The following is a 15,290-nucleotide window of genomic DNA, read 5'->3' as shown; positions in this document are numbered from 1 at the left end:
ACCGCTTTTTTCTATCCGGAGGTCAGCCGGTGTTGCGCAGGCCCGCGGCCACGCCGTTGACCGTGAGGAGCAGGGCGCGGGCGAGCAGCGGGTCGGGCTCCTCGCCGGCGGCGGCCGCGTCGCGCTGGCGCTTGAGCAGCGTCACCTGGAGGTAGGAGATCGGGTCCAGGTAGGCGTCGCGGATGGCGAAGGTCTGCTTGAGGACCGGGGTGGCGTCGAGGAGTTCGTCCTCGCCCGTGACCCTGAGGACCTCGCGGACGGTGAGCTCGTGCTCGGCCTCGATGTCGGCGAAGACGTGCTGGAGCTCGGCCGGGACGAGCGTCTCGACGTAGTGGCGGGCGATGCGCAGGTCGGTCTTCGCCAGCGTCATCTCGACGTTGGAGATGAAGTTCCGGAAGAAGTGCCACTGCTCGTGCATCTCGTCGAGCACGGTGTCCAGGCCCGCCTCGCGCAGGGCCTTCAGGCCGGAGCCGACGCCGAACCAGCCGGGCACGATCTGCCGGGACTGGGTCCAGCCGAACACCCACGGGATGGCCCGCAGTCCGTCCAGGGAGACGCCCGAGCCGGGGCGGCGGGAGGGCCGTGAGCCGAGGTGCAGGTCGGCGAGCTGGTCCACCGGCGTCGACGCGAGGAAGTACGTCGGCAGGTCCGGGTCCTCGACGAGCCTGCGGTACGCGGCGTGCGCGGCGTCGGAGACGACGTCCATGGCCGCGTCCCAGCGGGCCAGCGCCTCGTCCGACTGACGGGGAGCCGTGTGCAGGGCGGAGGCCTGCAGCGTGGCCGCGACCGTGAGTTCCAGGTTCTCCCGGGCCAGGGACGGCACGAGGTACTTGTCGGAGATGACCTCGCCCTGCTCGGTGACCTTGATCTCGCCCTCCAGGGTGCCCCAGGGCTGGGCCAGGATGGCGTCGTGGGAGGGGCCGCCGCCGCGGCCGACGGTGCCGCCGCGGCCGTGGAAGAGGCGCAGGCGTACGCCGTACCGGTGCGCCACGTCACGCAGGCGCCGCTGGGCGCGGTGGATCTCCCACTGCGAGGTGGTGATGCCGCCGAACTTCGAGGAGTCGGAGTAGCCGAGCATGACCTCCTGGACGTCCCCGCGCAGGGCCACGAGCCTGCGGTACGACGGGTCGGAGAGCATGTCCTCCAGGATGGTGTCGGCGGCCTTGAGCTCGTCGGTGGTCTCCAGGAGCGGCACGATGCCGATCTTCGCCCACCCGGCGTGCAGGTCGAGCAGCCCGGCCTCGCGGGCCAGCACCGCCGCCGCGAAGACGTCGTCGGCGCCCTGGCACATCGAGATGATGTACGACTCGATGACCTCGGGTCCGAAGACCGCAAGGGCCCGCTTCACGGTCTGGAAGACACCGAGGGTCTTCTCGCCGGCCGCGTCCACCGGAGCCGGGGTCGGCGCGAGGGGCCGGCGGGAGCGCAGCTCCTTCGCGAGCAGCTTGGCCCGGTACTCGCGGGGCATGTCCGCGTACCGCCAGGACTCCTCGCCGAGCCGGTCGAAGAGCTGGCCGAGGGCGTGGTGGTGGGCGTCGGCGTGCTCGCGGACGTCCATGGTGGCGAGCTGGAGGCCGAAGGCGGCCAGGGTGCGGATGGTGCGGTCCATCCGGCCGTCCGCGAACAGACCGCCCCGGTGCTCGCGCAGCGAGGTCTGGATCAGCGTGAGGTCGCTCAGCAGCTCGCTGGTGCCGAGGTAGTCGCGGCCGTCCTCGTGCGGGATGCCCTTGGCCAGGCGGGTCTTGGTGTTCTCCAGCTTCTGCCGGATGCAGGTGGCCTTGAGGCGGTACGGCTCCTCGGCGTTGAGGCGCTTGTAGCGGGGGCTGATCTCCGGCAGGCGCTCCAGGTCGGCCTGAAGGGACTCCAGGAGTTCCTCGGTGGCGCCGGTGTAGCGGATGGAGTTCGACAGGAAGCCGCGCAGCTCGTCGATGAGCTCCAGGGCGTCGTTGATGCCGTGCTCGTGCTGGAGGATCAGGACGTCCCAGGTGACCTGGGGGGTGACGTTGGGGTTGCCGTCGCGGTCGCCGCCGATCCAGGTGCCGAAGGTCAGGGGGCGGGTGGCGTCGGGGATTTTGACGCCGACGCGCTCCAGCTCGGCCGTCAGGTCCTCCAGGACGTCGCCGACCGCGCCGGCGTGCAGCTCGTCGAGGTAGTAGATGGCGTTGCGGGCCTCGTCGGCGGGCTCGGGGCGCACCACCCGGAGTTCGTCGGTCTGCCAGACGAGGTCGATGTTCTCGGCCAGACGGGTGTCGTAGCGGCGCCGGTCCGTCTCGATGACCGGGGTCTCCAGGAGGGCTGCGATCCGGCGGAGCTTGTTCAGCACGGAGCGGCGGGCGGCCTCGGTCGGGTGGGCGGTGAAGACCGGGCGGACGTTGAGGTTGGCGACGGTCTGGCGCAGGTGCTCGGGGTCGGCGTCCTTGAGGCGGTCGGCCGTACGGGCGAGGAGACCGCCCTCGGCGGCGCGCCGGGCCCGCAGCTCGCGGCCGCGGTGCACCTGCTCGGTGACGTTGGCCAGGTGGAAATAGGTGGAGAAGGCGCGCACCAGCTTGGCGGCGGTCTCCAGTTCGATGCCACGCAGCAGCTCGGCGGCGGCCTCGCCGTCCTCACGGGTGAGGCGGCGCACCTTCTCGACGAGTTCCAGCAGCTCGGGGCCCTCCTGGCGGACCAGGGTCTCGCCCAGGAGGTCACCCAGCCGGCGGATGTCGGCGCGCAGCTCGGTACTGGTCGACATGGCGCTCGTGGTCAGGTCGTCGGCACTGCTCACAGGTGCGGCTCCTTGCAGTGTTGAAGCTCGTCCGGGAGGGGAACCCGGAGGTCGGTCGTGCGGCAGCCGCCGCATACGGCCGGGCCATCCGGGAAACAATTCAGAGCGGACCGCGCTGTCCGACCGACTCCAAGGATAGGTGTCCATGCGGACGCGCAGACTCTCGGGCTCTTGCCGCCGGGCGCCGCGCTGCCATACTTACGACGCCGTAGGTTACGGAACCGTAGGGACCGTCGTAACGGAACCCGAGAAGGATTCCCGCAGCCCGGCACCTGTCTTCAACCCTCGAAACCCCACAGGGGACGCTCATGACCACGCGCTCCGATGTGATCGCAGACGCCCCGAAGCCGAACGACGACACCCCACACCCCGCAGCGACCCTCGGCGGCGAGACGAAGGGGACGGTCGAGCAGCTCGCCCTTCTCCTCTTCATCGTCGTCCCCTTCCTCGCACTCCTCGCGGCGGTGCCGCTGGCGTGGGGCTGGGGGGTGAGCTGGCTGGACCTCGGTCTGCTGGTCTTCTTCTACTTCCTGGGCTGCCACGGCGTCACGATCGGCTTCCACCGCTACTTCACCCACGGCTCCTTCAAGGCGAAGCGTCCGCTGCGCATCGCGCTCGCCATCGCCGGCTCACTGGCGGTGGAGGGCCCGCTGGTGCGCTGGGTCGCTGACCACCGCAGGCACCACAAGTTCTCGGACGCCGAGGGCGACCCGCACTCGCCGTGGCGTTTCGGCGAGACCCTTCCCGCGCTGATGAAGGGCCTGTGGTGGGCGCACATCGGCTGGATGTTCGACGAGGAGCGCACCCCGCAGGAAAAGTACGCCCCCGATCTGATCAGGGACGGGGCCATCCGGGCGATCTCCCGGCAGTTCCTCTACTGGACGATGCTCTCCCTCGCCCTGCCCGCCGTGATCGGCGGTCTGGTGACGATGTCCTGGTGGGGCGCGTTCACCGGCTTCTTCTGGGGCTCCCTGGTCAGGGTCTGCCTCCTGCACCACGTGACCTGGTCGATCAACTCGATCTGCCACGCGGTCGGCAAGCGGCCCTTCAAGTCGCGGGACCGCTCGGGCAACGTGTGGTGGCTGGCGGTGCTGTCCTGCGGTGAGTCCTGGCACAACCTGCACCACGCCGACCCGACCTCGGCCCGGCACGGCGTGATGCGCGGGCAGTTGGACTCCTCGGCGCGGATCATCCGCTGGTTCGAGATGCTCGGCTGGGCGTACGACGTGCGCTGGCCGTCACGCTCGCGTATCGATTCCCGCCGGAACAACGACGGGGACGGCTCCGGGCGCCAGAAGGAGGCCGCCGAGGCGGCATGATGGACGCCGTGGCGACCGACTCCAGCAGTACCCCGAGCAACGAAGCGAAGCCGCGGCGCGTGCGGCGCACCCGGATGACGGGGGCCGAGCGCCGCGCCCAGCTTCTGGAGATCGGCCGCACGCTGTTCGCCACGAAGGGCTTCGAGGCGACGTCGGTGGAGGAGATCGCGGCGAAGGCCGGCGTCTCCAAGCCGGTGGTGTACGAGCACTTCGGCGGCAAGGAGGGCCTGTACGCGGTGGTGGTGGACCGTGAGATGCGCCGGCTGCTGGACATGGTGACGAGCTCCCTGACCGCAGGCCACCCCCGCGAACTGTGCGAACAGGCGGCCTTCGCCCTCCTCGACTACATCGAGGAGCACACGGACGGCTTCCGCATCCTGGTCCGTGACTCCCCCATCCCCCAGTCCACGGGGTCCTTCGCCTCCCTGATCTCGGACATCGCGACCCAGGTGGAGGACATCCTGGGCCGCGAGTTCAAGCGGCGCGGCTTCGATCCCAAGCTGGCCCCGCTGTACGCCCAGGCCCTGGTCGGCATGGTCGCCCTGACCGGCCAGTGGTGGCTGGACGTGCGCCGCCCGAAGAAGGCGGAGGTGGCGGCGCACCTGGTGAACCTGGCGTGGCACGGCCTGGACGGCCTGGAGGCGAAACCGCGTCTGATAGGACGCCGGAAGAGCTGACCCCGCGCGCCCGGCCACGCGGCCCCCGCCCTACGGCGGTCAGGGCACCACGGACCCGGACGGGACTGCGCAGACCATGTACGAGTCGCGACCGACGGAGCTCAGGTAGATGCAGACGCAGGACACCGGACAGCCGGCGGAGGACCTGTCGGAGACGGTCTGCCGGGTCTGCGGCCGCGACGACGGCTCGCTCCTGCGGGACCCCCACGGCGTGCCGCAGTACGTGATCTGCGACTGCTGCGGCATCGAGTCGGGTCTCGGCGACGACCATCTGTCCAAGGTCCGTGAGACCCGGGGCTACTGGGTGTCCCAGGGCGCCCCCTGGGACGTACCGAAGAACCGCCCCGCGGGCTGGGACGTCCTGGAGCAACTGTCCGCCGTCCCGGCCGAGTGGCGCTAGCGCACCCGGCGCGAAGGAGATCGACTCCATGCCGTCTGAACAGGAACTACCGCAGCCGCCCGGCCCGGAGTGGGAAACCGTCTGCCGCGTCTGCGGATACGACGACGGCGTGGAGCCGTTCTGGGAACATGGCTGGCCCAATGAGGGCGCCCTCTGCCCGTGCTGCTTCAACGAGCCCAGCGTGAGCGACATCAGCGTGATGGGCCTGCGCAACTACCGCGGCCACTGGCTCGGCCAGGGCGCTCCCTGGAGTTCCCCCAGCTCCCGCCCCAAGGACTGGGACATCCTGGAGCAGGTGAAGAACATCCCGCCCGAGTGGCGCTGACCCGTCACCGGACCGTACGACAACGGCCCGTGCACCTCACCGGTGCACGGGCCGTGTTCGTACCGTCAGTGCTTGAAGGTGTCCTTCGCCTTCTCCTTGGCCTGGCGCGCGTCGCCCTTCGACTGCCCCGCCCGGCCCTCGGCCTCCATCTGCTCGTTGCCGACCGCGCGCCCCACGACCTCCTTGGCCTTGCCCTTGACCTGTTCCTTCTTGGCCTTGGCCTTCTGGTCTCCTGCCACGGTTCTCACTCCCAGCGATAGGCGACTTCGCTCTCATCACTGCGGGTGACCCGGCTCGCCCCGGTCAAACCAGGAACTCCAGCCGGTTGCCCACGGGGTCGCGGGAGTAGAACCGCAGCCGCCCGGGCAGTCCCTCGTCCCACGGGTGCGCCTTCCTCGCCGGGGTGAAGCCTTCCTCGATCCCCAGGTGCAGCTCCACGGCCCCCGCCCGGAACCAGCATCCGCCCCGGGCCGCGAGCAGCGGCGGCTTGGGGAAGCCGGGGGGCGCGGCGAGCTGTACGTGGTCCACGTCCGCGAGCATCAGCCCTCCTTGCGGGCGACGGCGAAGATACGGCGGAACGGGAACGGTGTGCCGTGCGCCCCTGCCGGGTACGCCTCGCGCAGGGCCGCCCGGTACTCGGCGAGAAAGGCGTCCCGGGCCTTCGGGTCGTCGGCGAGCGCGGTCAGGACGGGCCGCAGACCGGTCCCCTTGACCCAGTCCAGGACCGGGTCCTCGCCCTGCAACAGGTGCACGTACGTCGTCTCCCACACGTCCACCGCGCAGCCCAGGTCGGCCAGTTCCGCCAGATAGGCGGCGGGCGGCAGGACCGCGTCGTCGTGGCGCAGGGTCTCCGCGAGGCCCACGGACCCGGCGAGTTCGCGCATCAGCCGGTGGCTCGGGGAGTCGAAGTTGCCGGGCACCTGGAAGGCGAAGGTGCCGCCGGGGGCGAGCCCGGCGATCCAGTCGGCGAACCGCTCCACGTGCCCCGGCACCCACTGGAGGGTGGCGTTGCTGACGATGAGGCCGTACGGCTGTGCGGGCGTCCAGGTGCGGACGTCCGCGTCGGCGAAGTCCAGCCGCCCGCCCCCGGACGTGGGGCCGGCGTAATCGGCCTGTGCCTTGTCGAGCATCTCGGCGGAGTTGTCGTAGCCGGTGATCCGGGCCGTGGGCCAGCGCGCGGCGAGCAGCGCCGTCATGTTGCCGGGGCCGCAGCCCAGGTCGGCGATCAGGGGCGCGTCCCCCGGTGGTTCCGGGATGCGGGCGAGGAGGTCGGTGAAGGGGCGGGCGCGGTGGTCCGCGTGGCGCAGGTACTGGGCCGGGTCCCAGGTGGGAGTCGTCATGCCGTCCACCTTCCCCGCCCATTTATCTTGATGTCAAGAGACTTGATGTCAAGAGACTTCACATCGACACAACCACTACACTGATCGTCATGGAGGACGAGGTCGATCGGCTGGTCGCTGCGTGGCGCCGGGAGCGCCCTGACCTCGACGTGGAACCGCTCGAGGTGCTCAGCCGGGTGAGCAGACTGGCCCGGCATCTGGACCGGGCACGCCGGCTGGCCTTCGCGGAGCACAGTCTGGAGCCCTGGGAGTTCGACGTGCTGACCGCGCTCAGGCGCGCGGGGACGCCGTATCAGCTCTCCCCCGGCCAGCTGCTGACGCAGACCCTTGTCACCTCGGGCACCATGACCAACCGCATCGACCGGCTGGCCAAGAAGGGCCTGGTGGAGCGGCTGCCCGACCCGAGCGACCGGCGCGGGGTGCTGGTCCGGCTCACGGAGGACGGCAAGGACCGCGCGGACCAGGCCCTCGCCGGTCTGCTGGAACAGGAACGCGCGATCCTCGCCGAGCTGTCCCGCGCCCAGCGCGGGGAACTGGCCGGGCTGCTACGCCAGTTGACCGCCCCGTTCGACAACATCCCCGGCTAGGTCGACCGGCCCCACGCCCGCGCGCCGCGCAAGAGCCACGGCGGCCAGGGTGGAGTGGACGCCCAGTTTGCCGAGGACGTTCTGCATATGGGTGCGGACGGTGTGCGGCGAGAGGAACAGCCGCTCGGCGACCGCCTTGCGGCCCAGGCCGGCGACCATGCAGCGCAGCACCTCCCGCTCGCGCGGGGTGAGGGACTCCACCAGCCGCTCGCTCTCGGTGCGGTGCTTGCGGGCGGCGGTGAGTTCCCGCAGCACGCCGGTGAGCAGGGCGGGCGGCAGATGGGTCTCGTCGCGCAGCACCCCCCGGATGACGGTGAGCAGCCGGGACAGCGAGCAGTCCTTGGCGACCCAGCCCGACGCGCCGGCCTGCAGGGCGAGCGCGGCCCGCCGCGGATCGTCCTTCTCGGCGAGCACGACGATCCGGACCGCCGGCTGCCCCGTACGAACCCCGGCGACCAGCGATATGCCGTCGACGAGACCCTCCTCGCTGCCGTCCTGCACGGACATGGCGGGCCTGATGCCCTGGACGTTGCCGCCCAGGTCTGCGTCGACGAGCAGCACGTCGAAACGGCGGCCCTCGGCGGCCGCGCGCTCCAGACTGCGCAGCGCGGCGGGACCGCTGCCGGCCGCGGAGACCTCCACGTCGGGCTCGGCCGCCAGCGCGGCGGCGAGCGACTCGGCGAAGATGCGATGGTCGTCGACGACCAGGACTCGGATGCGAACCACGAAACCCCCTTCCCCAAGCTCTCGAAGAGCAGGGGATACCCCATCGTCTTCGTCTGAGGACGACTCGGGAGACGACACCGCCGCGGGTACGACTCACGAAGCACGATGGCGGCACGGCCGCCGCCGCGCAAGAACTGCTACCCCCACTTCGGGCGCCGTACCCGACTGTCTCGCCCCCCTGATCAGCACCGGCCCCCACCGGTGCTGTTCATCAGGGTACGGCCGGGGGGCAGGAGCGGAAGGTTATTTGCAGAACTGGCTGTCCGGTGCGTTTATGGTGAGCCGCATGTTTCGTCTGGAGACAGAAGTCGACAAAGCCCGGCAGGATCTGCTCCGCAAGCGGCTGCGGGACACCAACACGGCCGTCTCCCCGGTCCTGCGCGCGCTGCGCGGAACCCCAGGTGAGCGGGAACTTCCGCTCCACGTCTGGGCGTTGGACGACTCCGGTGCCGTCGCCGGCGGACTGGTCGGCCACACCTGGACGAGCTGGCTGCACGTGACGTACCTGTGGGTCGACGGACGGCACCGCGGGGCGGGCCTGGGTTCGCAGTTGCTCGCACGGGCGGAGCGCATGGCCCGGCGCGGCCGGGGCTGCACCGCCGTACGCCTGGAGACCTGGGACTTCCAGGCGCCGGAGTTCTACCAGAAGCAGGGGTACGAGGTGGTGTGTGTGATCCCGGACTATCCGCCGGGGGTCACGGAGTACACCCTCACCAAGCAGCTCACCGCCTGAAGCGCCAGGAGCCCGGCTCGTCCGCCGGCGCCAGACCCAGCTCCCCGGCGATGCCGGCCGCGCGGCGGTGGGAGACGTCCGGGTAGTGCGCGGGGTGCACCTCGATGACCCCGTGGTCGTCGGCCGAGGCCGTGCGCAGCGCCTCGCGGAGCGTGTGTTCCTGGTCCGCCACCCTGGCCCGCTCCTCGCGCCGGCGGGCGACGACCGCGCCCCGGCGGGTCGTGGCCGCGACCACGCCGAGCGCCATCAGCGCGAACGCCCCGACACCCAGGACGTGACCGGTCGCGTGCGCGTCGCCCGGGATCCGGGGACGCAGGACGCCCTCGGGGTCCGCGAGGACGGTGACGCTCTGTCCGACGGCGAAGCTGCCGGATCCGGCCCGCAGGGCGGGGCCCGGGAGCCTGGTGCCGTCGCGGCGCGCCAGGGCGTAGTCGTAGGTGTCCGCCTCGCGCCCCCGGTCCGGGGCGGGCCAGTCCCGGACGACGGTGGCGGTGATCCGTTCGCCCCGCCGCTCCAGGGTGAGGTCGTCGCGGGCCAGGTCGGCGATGTACACGGCCACCAGGGAGGCCCCCACCACAAGGAGCGCCGCGGTCACGCCCGTCTCGTCCGCGCACAGCTTCGTCAGCAGCAGGGCGAGGAGCACCCCGTGCGCGATCCACAGGGGCACCAGGAGTCCGTAGCCCTGGTGGTCCGCCAGGAGGAAGAAGCCGACGATCGCGGCGAGCGCGTAGCAGCCGATGCCGATCGCCGACAGGATGCGAAGGCGCCCTCGACTCACGCTCCGACGCTACTGGGGCGCATGTCAGGGAGAGGCCCGGCTTTCCCCAAGTTCGGATCAAGCCGGGCAAAACCGCGGTCAGCCGGTCTCAGACCAGGCGTCGCGCCCCTGCCGAGGGCACCGCCTCGAACACCCGCGGAGCGGTGAACTCCGCTGCGGCGAAGGCCTCTTGGACCGCCTTGGTGATCGTCTCCACGTCGGCCGCCTCCGCCAGCACGATCGCCGAGCCGCCGAAACCGCCGCCCGTCATCCGCGCGCCCAGGGCACCCGAGGCGAGGGAGGTGTCGACGACCAGGTCCAGCTCCGGGCAGGAGATCCGGAAGTCGTCGCGCAGCGAGGCGTGGCCCGCGATCAGCACCGGGCCGATAGCCCGGGTCTCGCCCGACTCCAGCAGGGCGACGACCTTCTCGACCCGCTCATCCTCGGTGACGACGTGCCGGACCAGGCGTACGGCCTCCTCGTCGTCGCCGAGCCGCTCGAGGGCCGCGTCGAGCTCGCCGTAGGGGATGTCCCGCAGCGCGTCCACGCCCAGCAGGGCCGCGCCCCGCTCGCAGCCCGCGCGGCGCTTGCCGTACTCGCCCTCGTTGTGGGCGTGCTTGACGCGGGTGTCGACGACGAGCAGGACCATGCCCTCGGCGGCGAGGTCGAAGGGGATCTGCTTCTGGGAGAGGTCCCGGGTGTCGAGGAACAGGGCGTGGCCCGTCTCGCAGCAGGCGGACGCCGTCTGGTCCATGATCCCGGTGGGGGCGCCGACGTAGACGTTCTCGGCGCGCTGGCACAGCCGGGCCAGCTGCCAGCGCTGGAGGCCCAGGTCGTACAGGTCGTTCAACGCGAGCGCGACGACGACCTCCAGGGCCGCCGAGGAGGACAGGCCCGCGCCCGCCGGGACCGTCGAGGCGAGGTGGACGTCCGCGCCGGTGACCGGATGTCCGGCCTCGCGCAGCGCCCAGACGACACCGGCCGGGTACGCGGTCCAGTTCCGGTCGCTCTCCGGCGCGAGCTCGTCGAGGCGCAGCTCCACGACACCGCCCTCGACGTCCGAGGAGTGCAGGCGCAGGACGCCGTCCTCGCGACGGGAGACGGCCGCGACCGCGGTGTGCGGCAGCGCGAAGGGCATCACGAAGCCGTCGTTGTAGTCGGTGTGCTCGCCGATGAGGTTGACGCGGCCCGGCGCCGACCAGACACCCTCGGGCTCGGTTCCGTACAGCTCGACGAAACCGTCCCGGACCTGCTGTGCCGCCACTACTGCTCCCTTGCTGCGCTGATGCTCTGTGCGAACTCCCACGCGTCCGCGACGATCCCCGCGAGATCCGTGCGGGACGGGTTCCAGCCCAGCTTCTCGCGGGCGGTGGCGGCGGAGGCGACCAGGGTGGCCGGGTCGCCGCCCCGGCGCGGGGCCACGACCTCGGGGATCGGGTGGCCGGTGACCTGGCGGACGGTCTCGATGACCTGGCGGACGGAGAAGCCCTCGCCGTTGCCGAGGTTGCAGATGAGGTGCTCGCCGGGCTCGGCGGCCTTCAGCGCGAGGAGGTGGGCCTCGGCGAGGTCGGCGACGTGGATGTAGTCGCGCACGCAGGTGCCGTCCGGGGTCGGGTAGTCCTCGCCGAAGACGTTGATCGCCTCCCGCCTGCCCTGGGCGACCTGGAGGATCAGCGGGATGAGGTGCGACTCGGGGTCGTGCCGCTCGCCCTGCTTGCCGTAGGCGCCGGCCACGTTGAAGTAGCGCAGGGACACGGCGCCGAGGCCGTGCGCGTTCGCCTCGCTGGTGATCATGAAGTCGACGGCGAGCTTGGAGGCGCCGTACGGGTTGGTGGGCCTGGTGGGCGCGGACTCGACGATCGGCACCTCCTCGGGCTCCCCGTACGTGGCGGCCGTGGAGGAGAAGACGAGCTTCTTGACACCGGCCTCGCGCATGGCACCGAGCAGCGCCATGGTGCCGCCGACGTTGTTGTCCCAGTACTTCTCGGGCTTCACGACCGACTCGCCGACCTGGGAGGAGGCGGCGAAGTGGAGCACGCCGTCGAAGGAGGAGTCGAGCCACTTCGCGGCGTCGCGGATGTCACCCTCGATGAACGAGGCACCCGTGGGCACCCCCTCGCGGAAGCCGGTGGAGAGGTTGTCGAGGACGACGACCTCGTGGCCGGCCTCCAGCAGATGCTGGGCCACGACCCCGCCGACATACCCCGCGCCACCTGTCACCAGGTACTTCATGAACTCGCTACCTCTCGCAGTCGCTGTGCCGCGGCCTCCGGACGGATGTCGTTGATGAAGACGTTCATGCCCGACTCGGACCCCGCGAGGAACTTCAGCTTGCCGGACGTACGGCGAATGGTGAAAAGCTCGAGATGCAGCGCGAAGTCGTCCCGGTTGACGCCCTCGAACTCCTCCAACTGACCGAACGGCGCCTGGTGCCAGGCGGCGATGTACGGCGTAGGAGGCTCGCCCGCACCTTCCTTCCCTCCACCCGGCCCATCGAAGATCCGGTCGAAGCGCCTCAAGAGTTCCAGATAGACCTTGGGGAACTCTGTGCGGGTGTCCTCGTCGAGGCCCAGCAGATCCGGCACCCGGCGCTTGGGATACAGATGCACCTCGTACGGCCAGTGCGCCGCGTAGGGCACGAAGGCGACCCAGTGCTCGCTCTCCAGGACGACCCGCTCACCGGCGAGCTCGCTCGCCACGACGGCGTCGAAGAGGTTCTCCCCTCCCGTCGCCTCCTTGTGGGCCGCGAGAGAACGCAGCATCAGGGCGGTGCGCGGAGTGGTGAACGGGTAGGCGTAGATCTGGCCATGGGGGTGACCCAGGGTCACACCGATCTCCGCACCCCTGTTCTCGAAACAGAAGACCTGCTCCACGGAGGGCAGATGCGACAGCTCCGACGTCCGGTCGGTCCATGCGTCCAGGACGAGCCGTACCTGCTCCTGCGTGAGGTCCGCGAAGGACGCGTTGTGGTCCGAGGTGAAGCAGACGACCTCACAGCGCCCCGAGTCGCCGGCCAGCGAGGGGAAACGGTTCTCGAAGACCACGGCGTCGTACGACGAGTCCGGGATCTCACTCAGCCGTTCGCCCTGCGAGGGGCACAGCGGGCACTCGTCGGCGGGCGGGTGGTAGGTGCGCCCCTGCCGGTGCGAGGCGATGGCCACGGAGTCGCCGAGCAGCGGATCCCGACGAACCTCCGACGTGGTGACAGTCCGCTCCAGCGGACGCCGGTCCACGGCGTCGCGGACGGTGTCGTCGCGCAGGTCGTAGTAGATGAGCTCGCGACCGTCGGCCAGCCGGGTCGAGGTCTTCTTCACCGCTGGGCTCCTTCACTCAAACATAACTAAACACAAGTAACCATAACCACCCACCCACGTCAACATCGGAATCAAACAAAGCGCATCAGTCGAGGTGTTCAATTGCTGACTATGCAAAACCCCACAAAAGGCGTAGACACCGCATATCTCGCGGCCGAGCTGAGGCTCCCCACCAACTGGCTCGACTACACGATCCTCGGCATCTACTTCGTCGTCGTCCTCGGCATCGGCTTCGCGGCCCGCCGCTCGGTGAAGACGAGCCTGGACTTCTTCCTCTCCGGACGCTCGCTGCCGGCCTGGATCACGGGTCTCGCCTTCATCTCGGCCAACCTGGCCGCGACCGAGATCCTGGGGATGGCCGCCAACAGCGCGCAGTACGGCGCCTACACGGTCCACTGGTACTGGATCGGCGCCATCCCGGCCATGGTCTTCCTCGGCCTGGTGATGATGCCCTTCTACTACGGCAGCAAGGTGCGCTCGGTCCCCGAGATGCTCCTGCTGCGCTTCGACAAGTGGGCGCACCTGCTCAGTTCGGCCCTGTTCGCCTTCGCGGCCATCCTGATCGCGGGCGTGAACCTCTACGCCCTCGCGATCGTGGTCGAAGCCCTCCTTGGCTGGCCGCAGTGGGTGGCCATCGTGGTGGCCGGCGCCTTCGTCCTCGCCTACATCACCCTCGGCGGCCTGTCCTCCGCGATCTACAACGAGGTCCTCCAGTTCTTCGTGATCCTGGCGGCCCTGATCCCCCTGGTCGTTCTCGGCCTGAAGAAGGTGGGCGGCTGGGGCGGCCTCACGGACAAGCTGACGGCCGAGCACGGCGCGAACTTCACCACCGCCTGGGGCGGCACGGGCATCGGCAGCGCCAACCCGCTGGGCGCGAACTGGCTGACGATCGTGCTGGGCCTCGGCTTCGTGCTGTCCTTCGGCTACTGGACGACGAACTTCGCGGAGGTCCAGCGGGCCCTGTCGGCGAAGAACCTGAGCGCGGCCCAGCGCACCCCCCTGATCGCCGCGTACCCGAAGGTCTTCATCGTCTTCCTGGTGATGATCCCGGGTCTGGTGGCGGCGGCCCTGATCCCGGGCTTCGGCACCGCCGAATCGGGCTACCAGTACAACGACGCCATCCCGTACCTGATGGAACAGCTCCTGCCGAACGGCGTCCTGGGCATCGCGGTCACGGGCCTCCTGGCGGCCTTCATGGCAGGCATGGCGGCCAACGTCTCGTCCTTCAACACGGTGTTCACGAACGACATCTGGGGCCGCTATGTGCAGCGGGGCCGCGAGGACGAGTACTACGTCCGCTTCGGCCGCCTGATCACGGTGATCGGCGTCTGCGCCTCCGTCGGAACGGCCTTCCTCGCCTCCTCCTTCTCCAACATCATGAGCTACCTCCAGACCCTGTTCTCCTTCTTCAACGTGCCGATGTTCGTCGTCTTCATCGTCGGCATGTTCTGGAAGCGCGCGTCCGCGAAGTCGGGCTTCTGGGGCCTGCTCGCCGGCACGGTGGCGGCGATGGTGAACTACTTCTGGATCTACAAGCAGGGCGTCATCGACATCCCCTCCGACCAGGGCGCCAACTTCGTCTCCGCGATCGTGGGCTTCGTGGCGGGCGCGGTCGTGATGGTCGCCGTGTCCCTGTTCACGGCCCCCAAGCCCGCCGAGGAACTCCAGGGCCTCGTCTACGGCACGACGTCCCCCGGCATGTCCGAGCCCCCCGCCGTCGGCGACGACGCCTGGTACCGCAGGCCGGCCCTGCTGGGCTGGGGCGCGGTCGTCCTCGCGGCCGCCTGCTACATCCCGTTCTCGTTCTGACCCCGGAGGCTTGAGAAACCATGTCCGAACACGACGTCCAGCGGGAAGTCTCCGAACTCCAGGCCAAGTCGGCGACGGCCGCCCGCATCTTCGACCTGCGCCGCATCATCGGCGGCCTGTTCGTCCTCTACGGCATCATCGTGACGATCGCCGGCATCAACCCCTCCGACTCCTCCCTCGACAAGTCGGAGGGCATCAACATCAACCTCTGGACCGGCCTCGGAATGCTGATCCTCGGCATCTTCTTCCTGCTCTGGCTGAAACTGAAGCCGGTGGCACGGGTGGAGGCGGAGACGCCCGAGGAGTAGGGCCGGGCGCCTATGGGGGTGCCGGGTTCGGTCGTGGGGCGGCTGCGGGGGTGGGGGGCTGGTCGCGCAGTTCCCCGCGCCCGTAAGGAGTTGCGGTCACCCTGCGTCGGAATGGACTGTGGGCCGTTGGCCGCGTACGGCGGGAAGGGGACGGGGTGGGGGGTGTCCGCCCGCAGCGGCCGGCGTCCGGCACCGAGCACAGCTCAAGCAGCAGAACCGCCGGACCGAGGA

The 15,290-nt window shown here is 70.2% G+C and carries 17 protein-coding genes; 8 read left to right on the top strand and 9 right to left on the bottom strand.

From position 1 onward, the window contains the following. Positions 1–22 precede the first annotated feature (22 nt). The gene (gene ppc / locus D1369_RS24000) at positions 23–2,764 is read right to left on the bottom strand and encodes a phosphoenolpyruvate carboxylase (protein WP_007382607.1); all 2,742 of its coding nucleotides are present in this window, start codon (positions 2,762–2,764) and stop codon (positions 23–25) included. 308 nt (positions 2,765–3,072) lie between these two features. Here ppc and D1369_RS23995 point away from each other — a divergent pair, with 308 nt between their 5' ends. The 4 genes from D1369_RS23995 to D1369_RS23980 all read left to right on the top strand — a co-directional run bounded on the left by D1369_RS23995 (position 3,073) and on the right by D1369_RS23980 (position 5,485). Continuing rightward, entirely contained in the window at positions 3,073–4,083 is a 1,011-nt protein-coding gene (locus tag D1369_RS23995) for a fatty acid desaturase (RefSeq protein ID WP_007382608.1), read from the top strand. Next, positions 4,080–4,760 (top strand): TetR/AcrR family transcriptional regulator, encoded by a 681-nt coding sequence (locus tag D1369_RS23990; RefSeq protein ID WP_037900403.1) that lies wholly within the window; start codon positions 4,080–4,082, stop codon positions 4,758–4,760. Before D1369_RS23995 ends, D1369_RS23990 begins: the two co-directional genes overlap by 4 nt. A 109-nt stretch (positions 4,761–4,869) precedes the next feature. Further along, a complete protein-coding gene (locus D1369_RS23985) occupies positions 4,870–5,160 on the top strand; it encodes a hypothetical protein (protein WP_007382610.1) in 291 nt (96 codons plus the stop codon). Between the two features lie 28 nt (positions 5,161–5,188). Beyond that, positions 5,189–5,485, top strand: coding sequence for a hypothetical protein (locus D1369_RS23980; protein ID WP_007382611.1), 297 nt, complete (start codon positions 5,189–5,191; stop codon positions 5,483–5,485). A 65-nt stretch (positions 5,486–5,550) separates the two neighbouring features. Here the strand turns inward: D1369_RS23980 and D1369_RS23975 are convergent, their stop codons facing one another. The 3 genes from D1369_RS23975 to D1369_RS23965 form a co-directional block, all read right to left on the bottom strand. Next, positions 5,551–5,724: a CsbD family protein gene (locus D1369_RS23975; protein WP_082319408.1), complete on the bottom strand. Its 174-nt coding sequence runs from the start codon at positions 5,722–5,724 to the stop codon at positions 5,551–5,553. A 64-nt stretch (positions 5,725–5,788) separates the two neighbouring features. Continuing rightward, on the bottom strand, positions 5,789–6,025 hold the full coding sequence (locus D1369_RS23970; RefSeq protein WP_050789710.1) for a hypothetical protein: 237 nt from the start codon (positions 6,023–6,025) through the stop codon (positions 5,789–5,791). Further along, positions 6,025–6,825, bottom strand: a complete 801-nt coding sequence (locus D1369_RS23965) for a trans-aconitate 2-methyltransferase (protein WP_037900406.1) — start codon at positions 6,823–6,825, stop codon at positions 6,025–6,027. Before D1369_RS23965 ends, D1369_RS23970 begins: the two co-directional genes overlap by 1 nt. A gap of 89 nt (positions 6,826–6,914) precedes the next feature. Between D1369_RS23965 and D1369_RS23960 the strand changes: the two genes are divergently transcribed. Further along, positions 6,915–7,412 (top strand): MarR family transcriptional regulator, encoded by a 498-nt coding sequence (locus tag D1369_RS23960; RefSeq protein WP_007382615.1) that lies wholly within the window; start codon positions 6,915–6,917, stop codon positions 7,410–7,412. Here D1369_RS23960 and D1369_RS23955 read toward each other — a convergent pair. Further along, the gene (locus tag D1369_RS23955; RefSeq protein WP_037900409.1) at positions 7,371–8,138 is read right to left on the bottom strand and encodes a response regulator transcription factor; all 768 of its coding nucleotides are present in this window, start codon (positions 8,136–8,138) and stop codon (positions 7,371–7,373) included. The two genes, D1369_RS23960 and D1369_RS23955, sit on opposite strands and share 42 nt — an antisense overlap. A gap of 274 nt (positions 8,139–8,412) precedes the next feature. Between D1369_RS23955 and D1369_RS23950 the strand changes: the two genes are divergently transcribed. After that, on the top strand, positions 8,413–8,871 hold the full coding sequence (locus D1369_RS23950; RefSeq protein ID WP_007382617.1) for a GNAT family N-acetyltransferase: 459 nt from the start codon (positions 8,413–8,415) through the stop codon (positions 8,869–8,871). Here D1369_RS23950 and D1369_RS23945 read toward each other — a convergent pair. The 4 genes from D1369_RS23945 to galT all read right to left on the bottom strand — a co-directional run bounded on the left by D1369_RS23945 (position 8,861) and on the right by galT (position 12,942). Next, on the bottom strand, positions 8,861–9,649 hold the full coding sequence (locus D1369_RS23945) for a hypothetical protein (protein WP_007382618.1): 789 nt from the start codon (positions 9,647–9,649) through the stop codon (positions 8,861–8,863). The two genes, D1369_RS23950 and D1369_RS23945, sit on opposite strands and share 11 nt — an antisense overlap. Positions 9,650–9,737: 88 nt before the next feature. Beyond that, entirely contained in the window at positions 9,738–10,892 is a 1,155-nt protein-coding gene (galK, locus tag D1369_RS23940) for a galactokinase (protein WP_007382619.1), read from the bottom strand. After that, entirely contained in the window at positions 10,892–11,860 is a 969-nt protein-coding gene (gene galE, locus D1369_RS23935; RefSeq protein WP_007382620.1) for a UDP-glucose 4-epimerase GalE, read from the bottom strand. Before galE ends, galK begins: the two co-directional genes overlap by 1 nt. After that, complete coding sequence (gene galT / locus D1369_RS23930; RefSeq protein WP_007382621.1) at positions 11,857–12,942, bottom strand: galactose-1-phosphate uridylyltransferase; 1,086 nt, start codon at positions 12,940–12,942, stop codon at positions 11,857–11,859. The genes galE and galT overlap by 4 nt, the downstream gene beginning before the upstream one ends. Positions 12,943–13,053: 111 nt before the next feature. Between galT and D1369_RS23925 the strand changes: the two genes are divergently transcribed. Together D1369_RS23925 and D1369_RS23920 are read left to right on the top strand one after the other, a co-directional pair. Next, complete coding sequence (locus D1369_RS23925; protein ID WP_007382622.1) at positions 13,054–14,751, top strand: sodium:solute symporter family protein; 1,698 nt, start codon at positions 13,054–13,056, stop codon at positions 14,749–14,751. Positions 14,752–14,771: 20 nt separating this feature from the next. Next, positions 14,772–15,059: a hypothetical protein gene (locus D1369_RS23920; protein ID WP_007382623.1), complete on the top strand. Its 288-nt coding sequence runs from the start codon at positions 14,772–14,774 to the stop codon at positions 15,057–15,059. The last annotated feature ends 231 nt before the right edge of the window (positions 15,060–15,290 follow it).

The sequence above is a fragment of the Streptomyces sp. CC0208 genome, from assembly GCF_003443735.1.
Taxonomy (GTDB): Bacteria; Actinomycetota; Actinomycetes; order Streptomycetales; family Streptomycetaceae; genus Streptomyces; species Streptomyces sviceus.
This window is presented reverse-complemented; position numbering and strand designations above follow the sequence as displayed.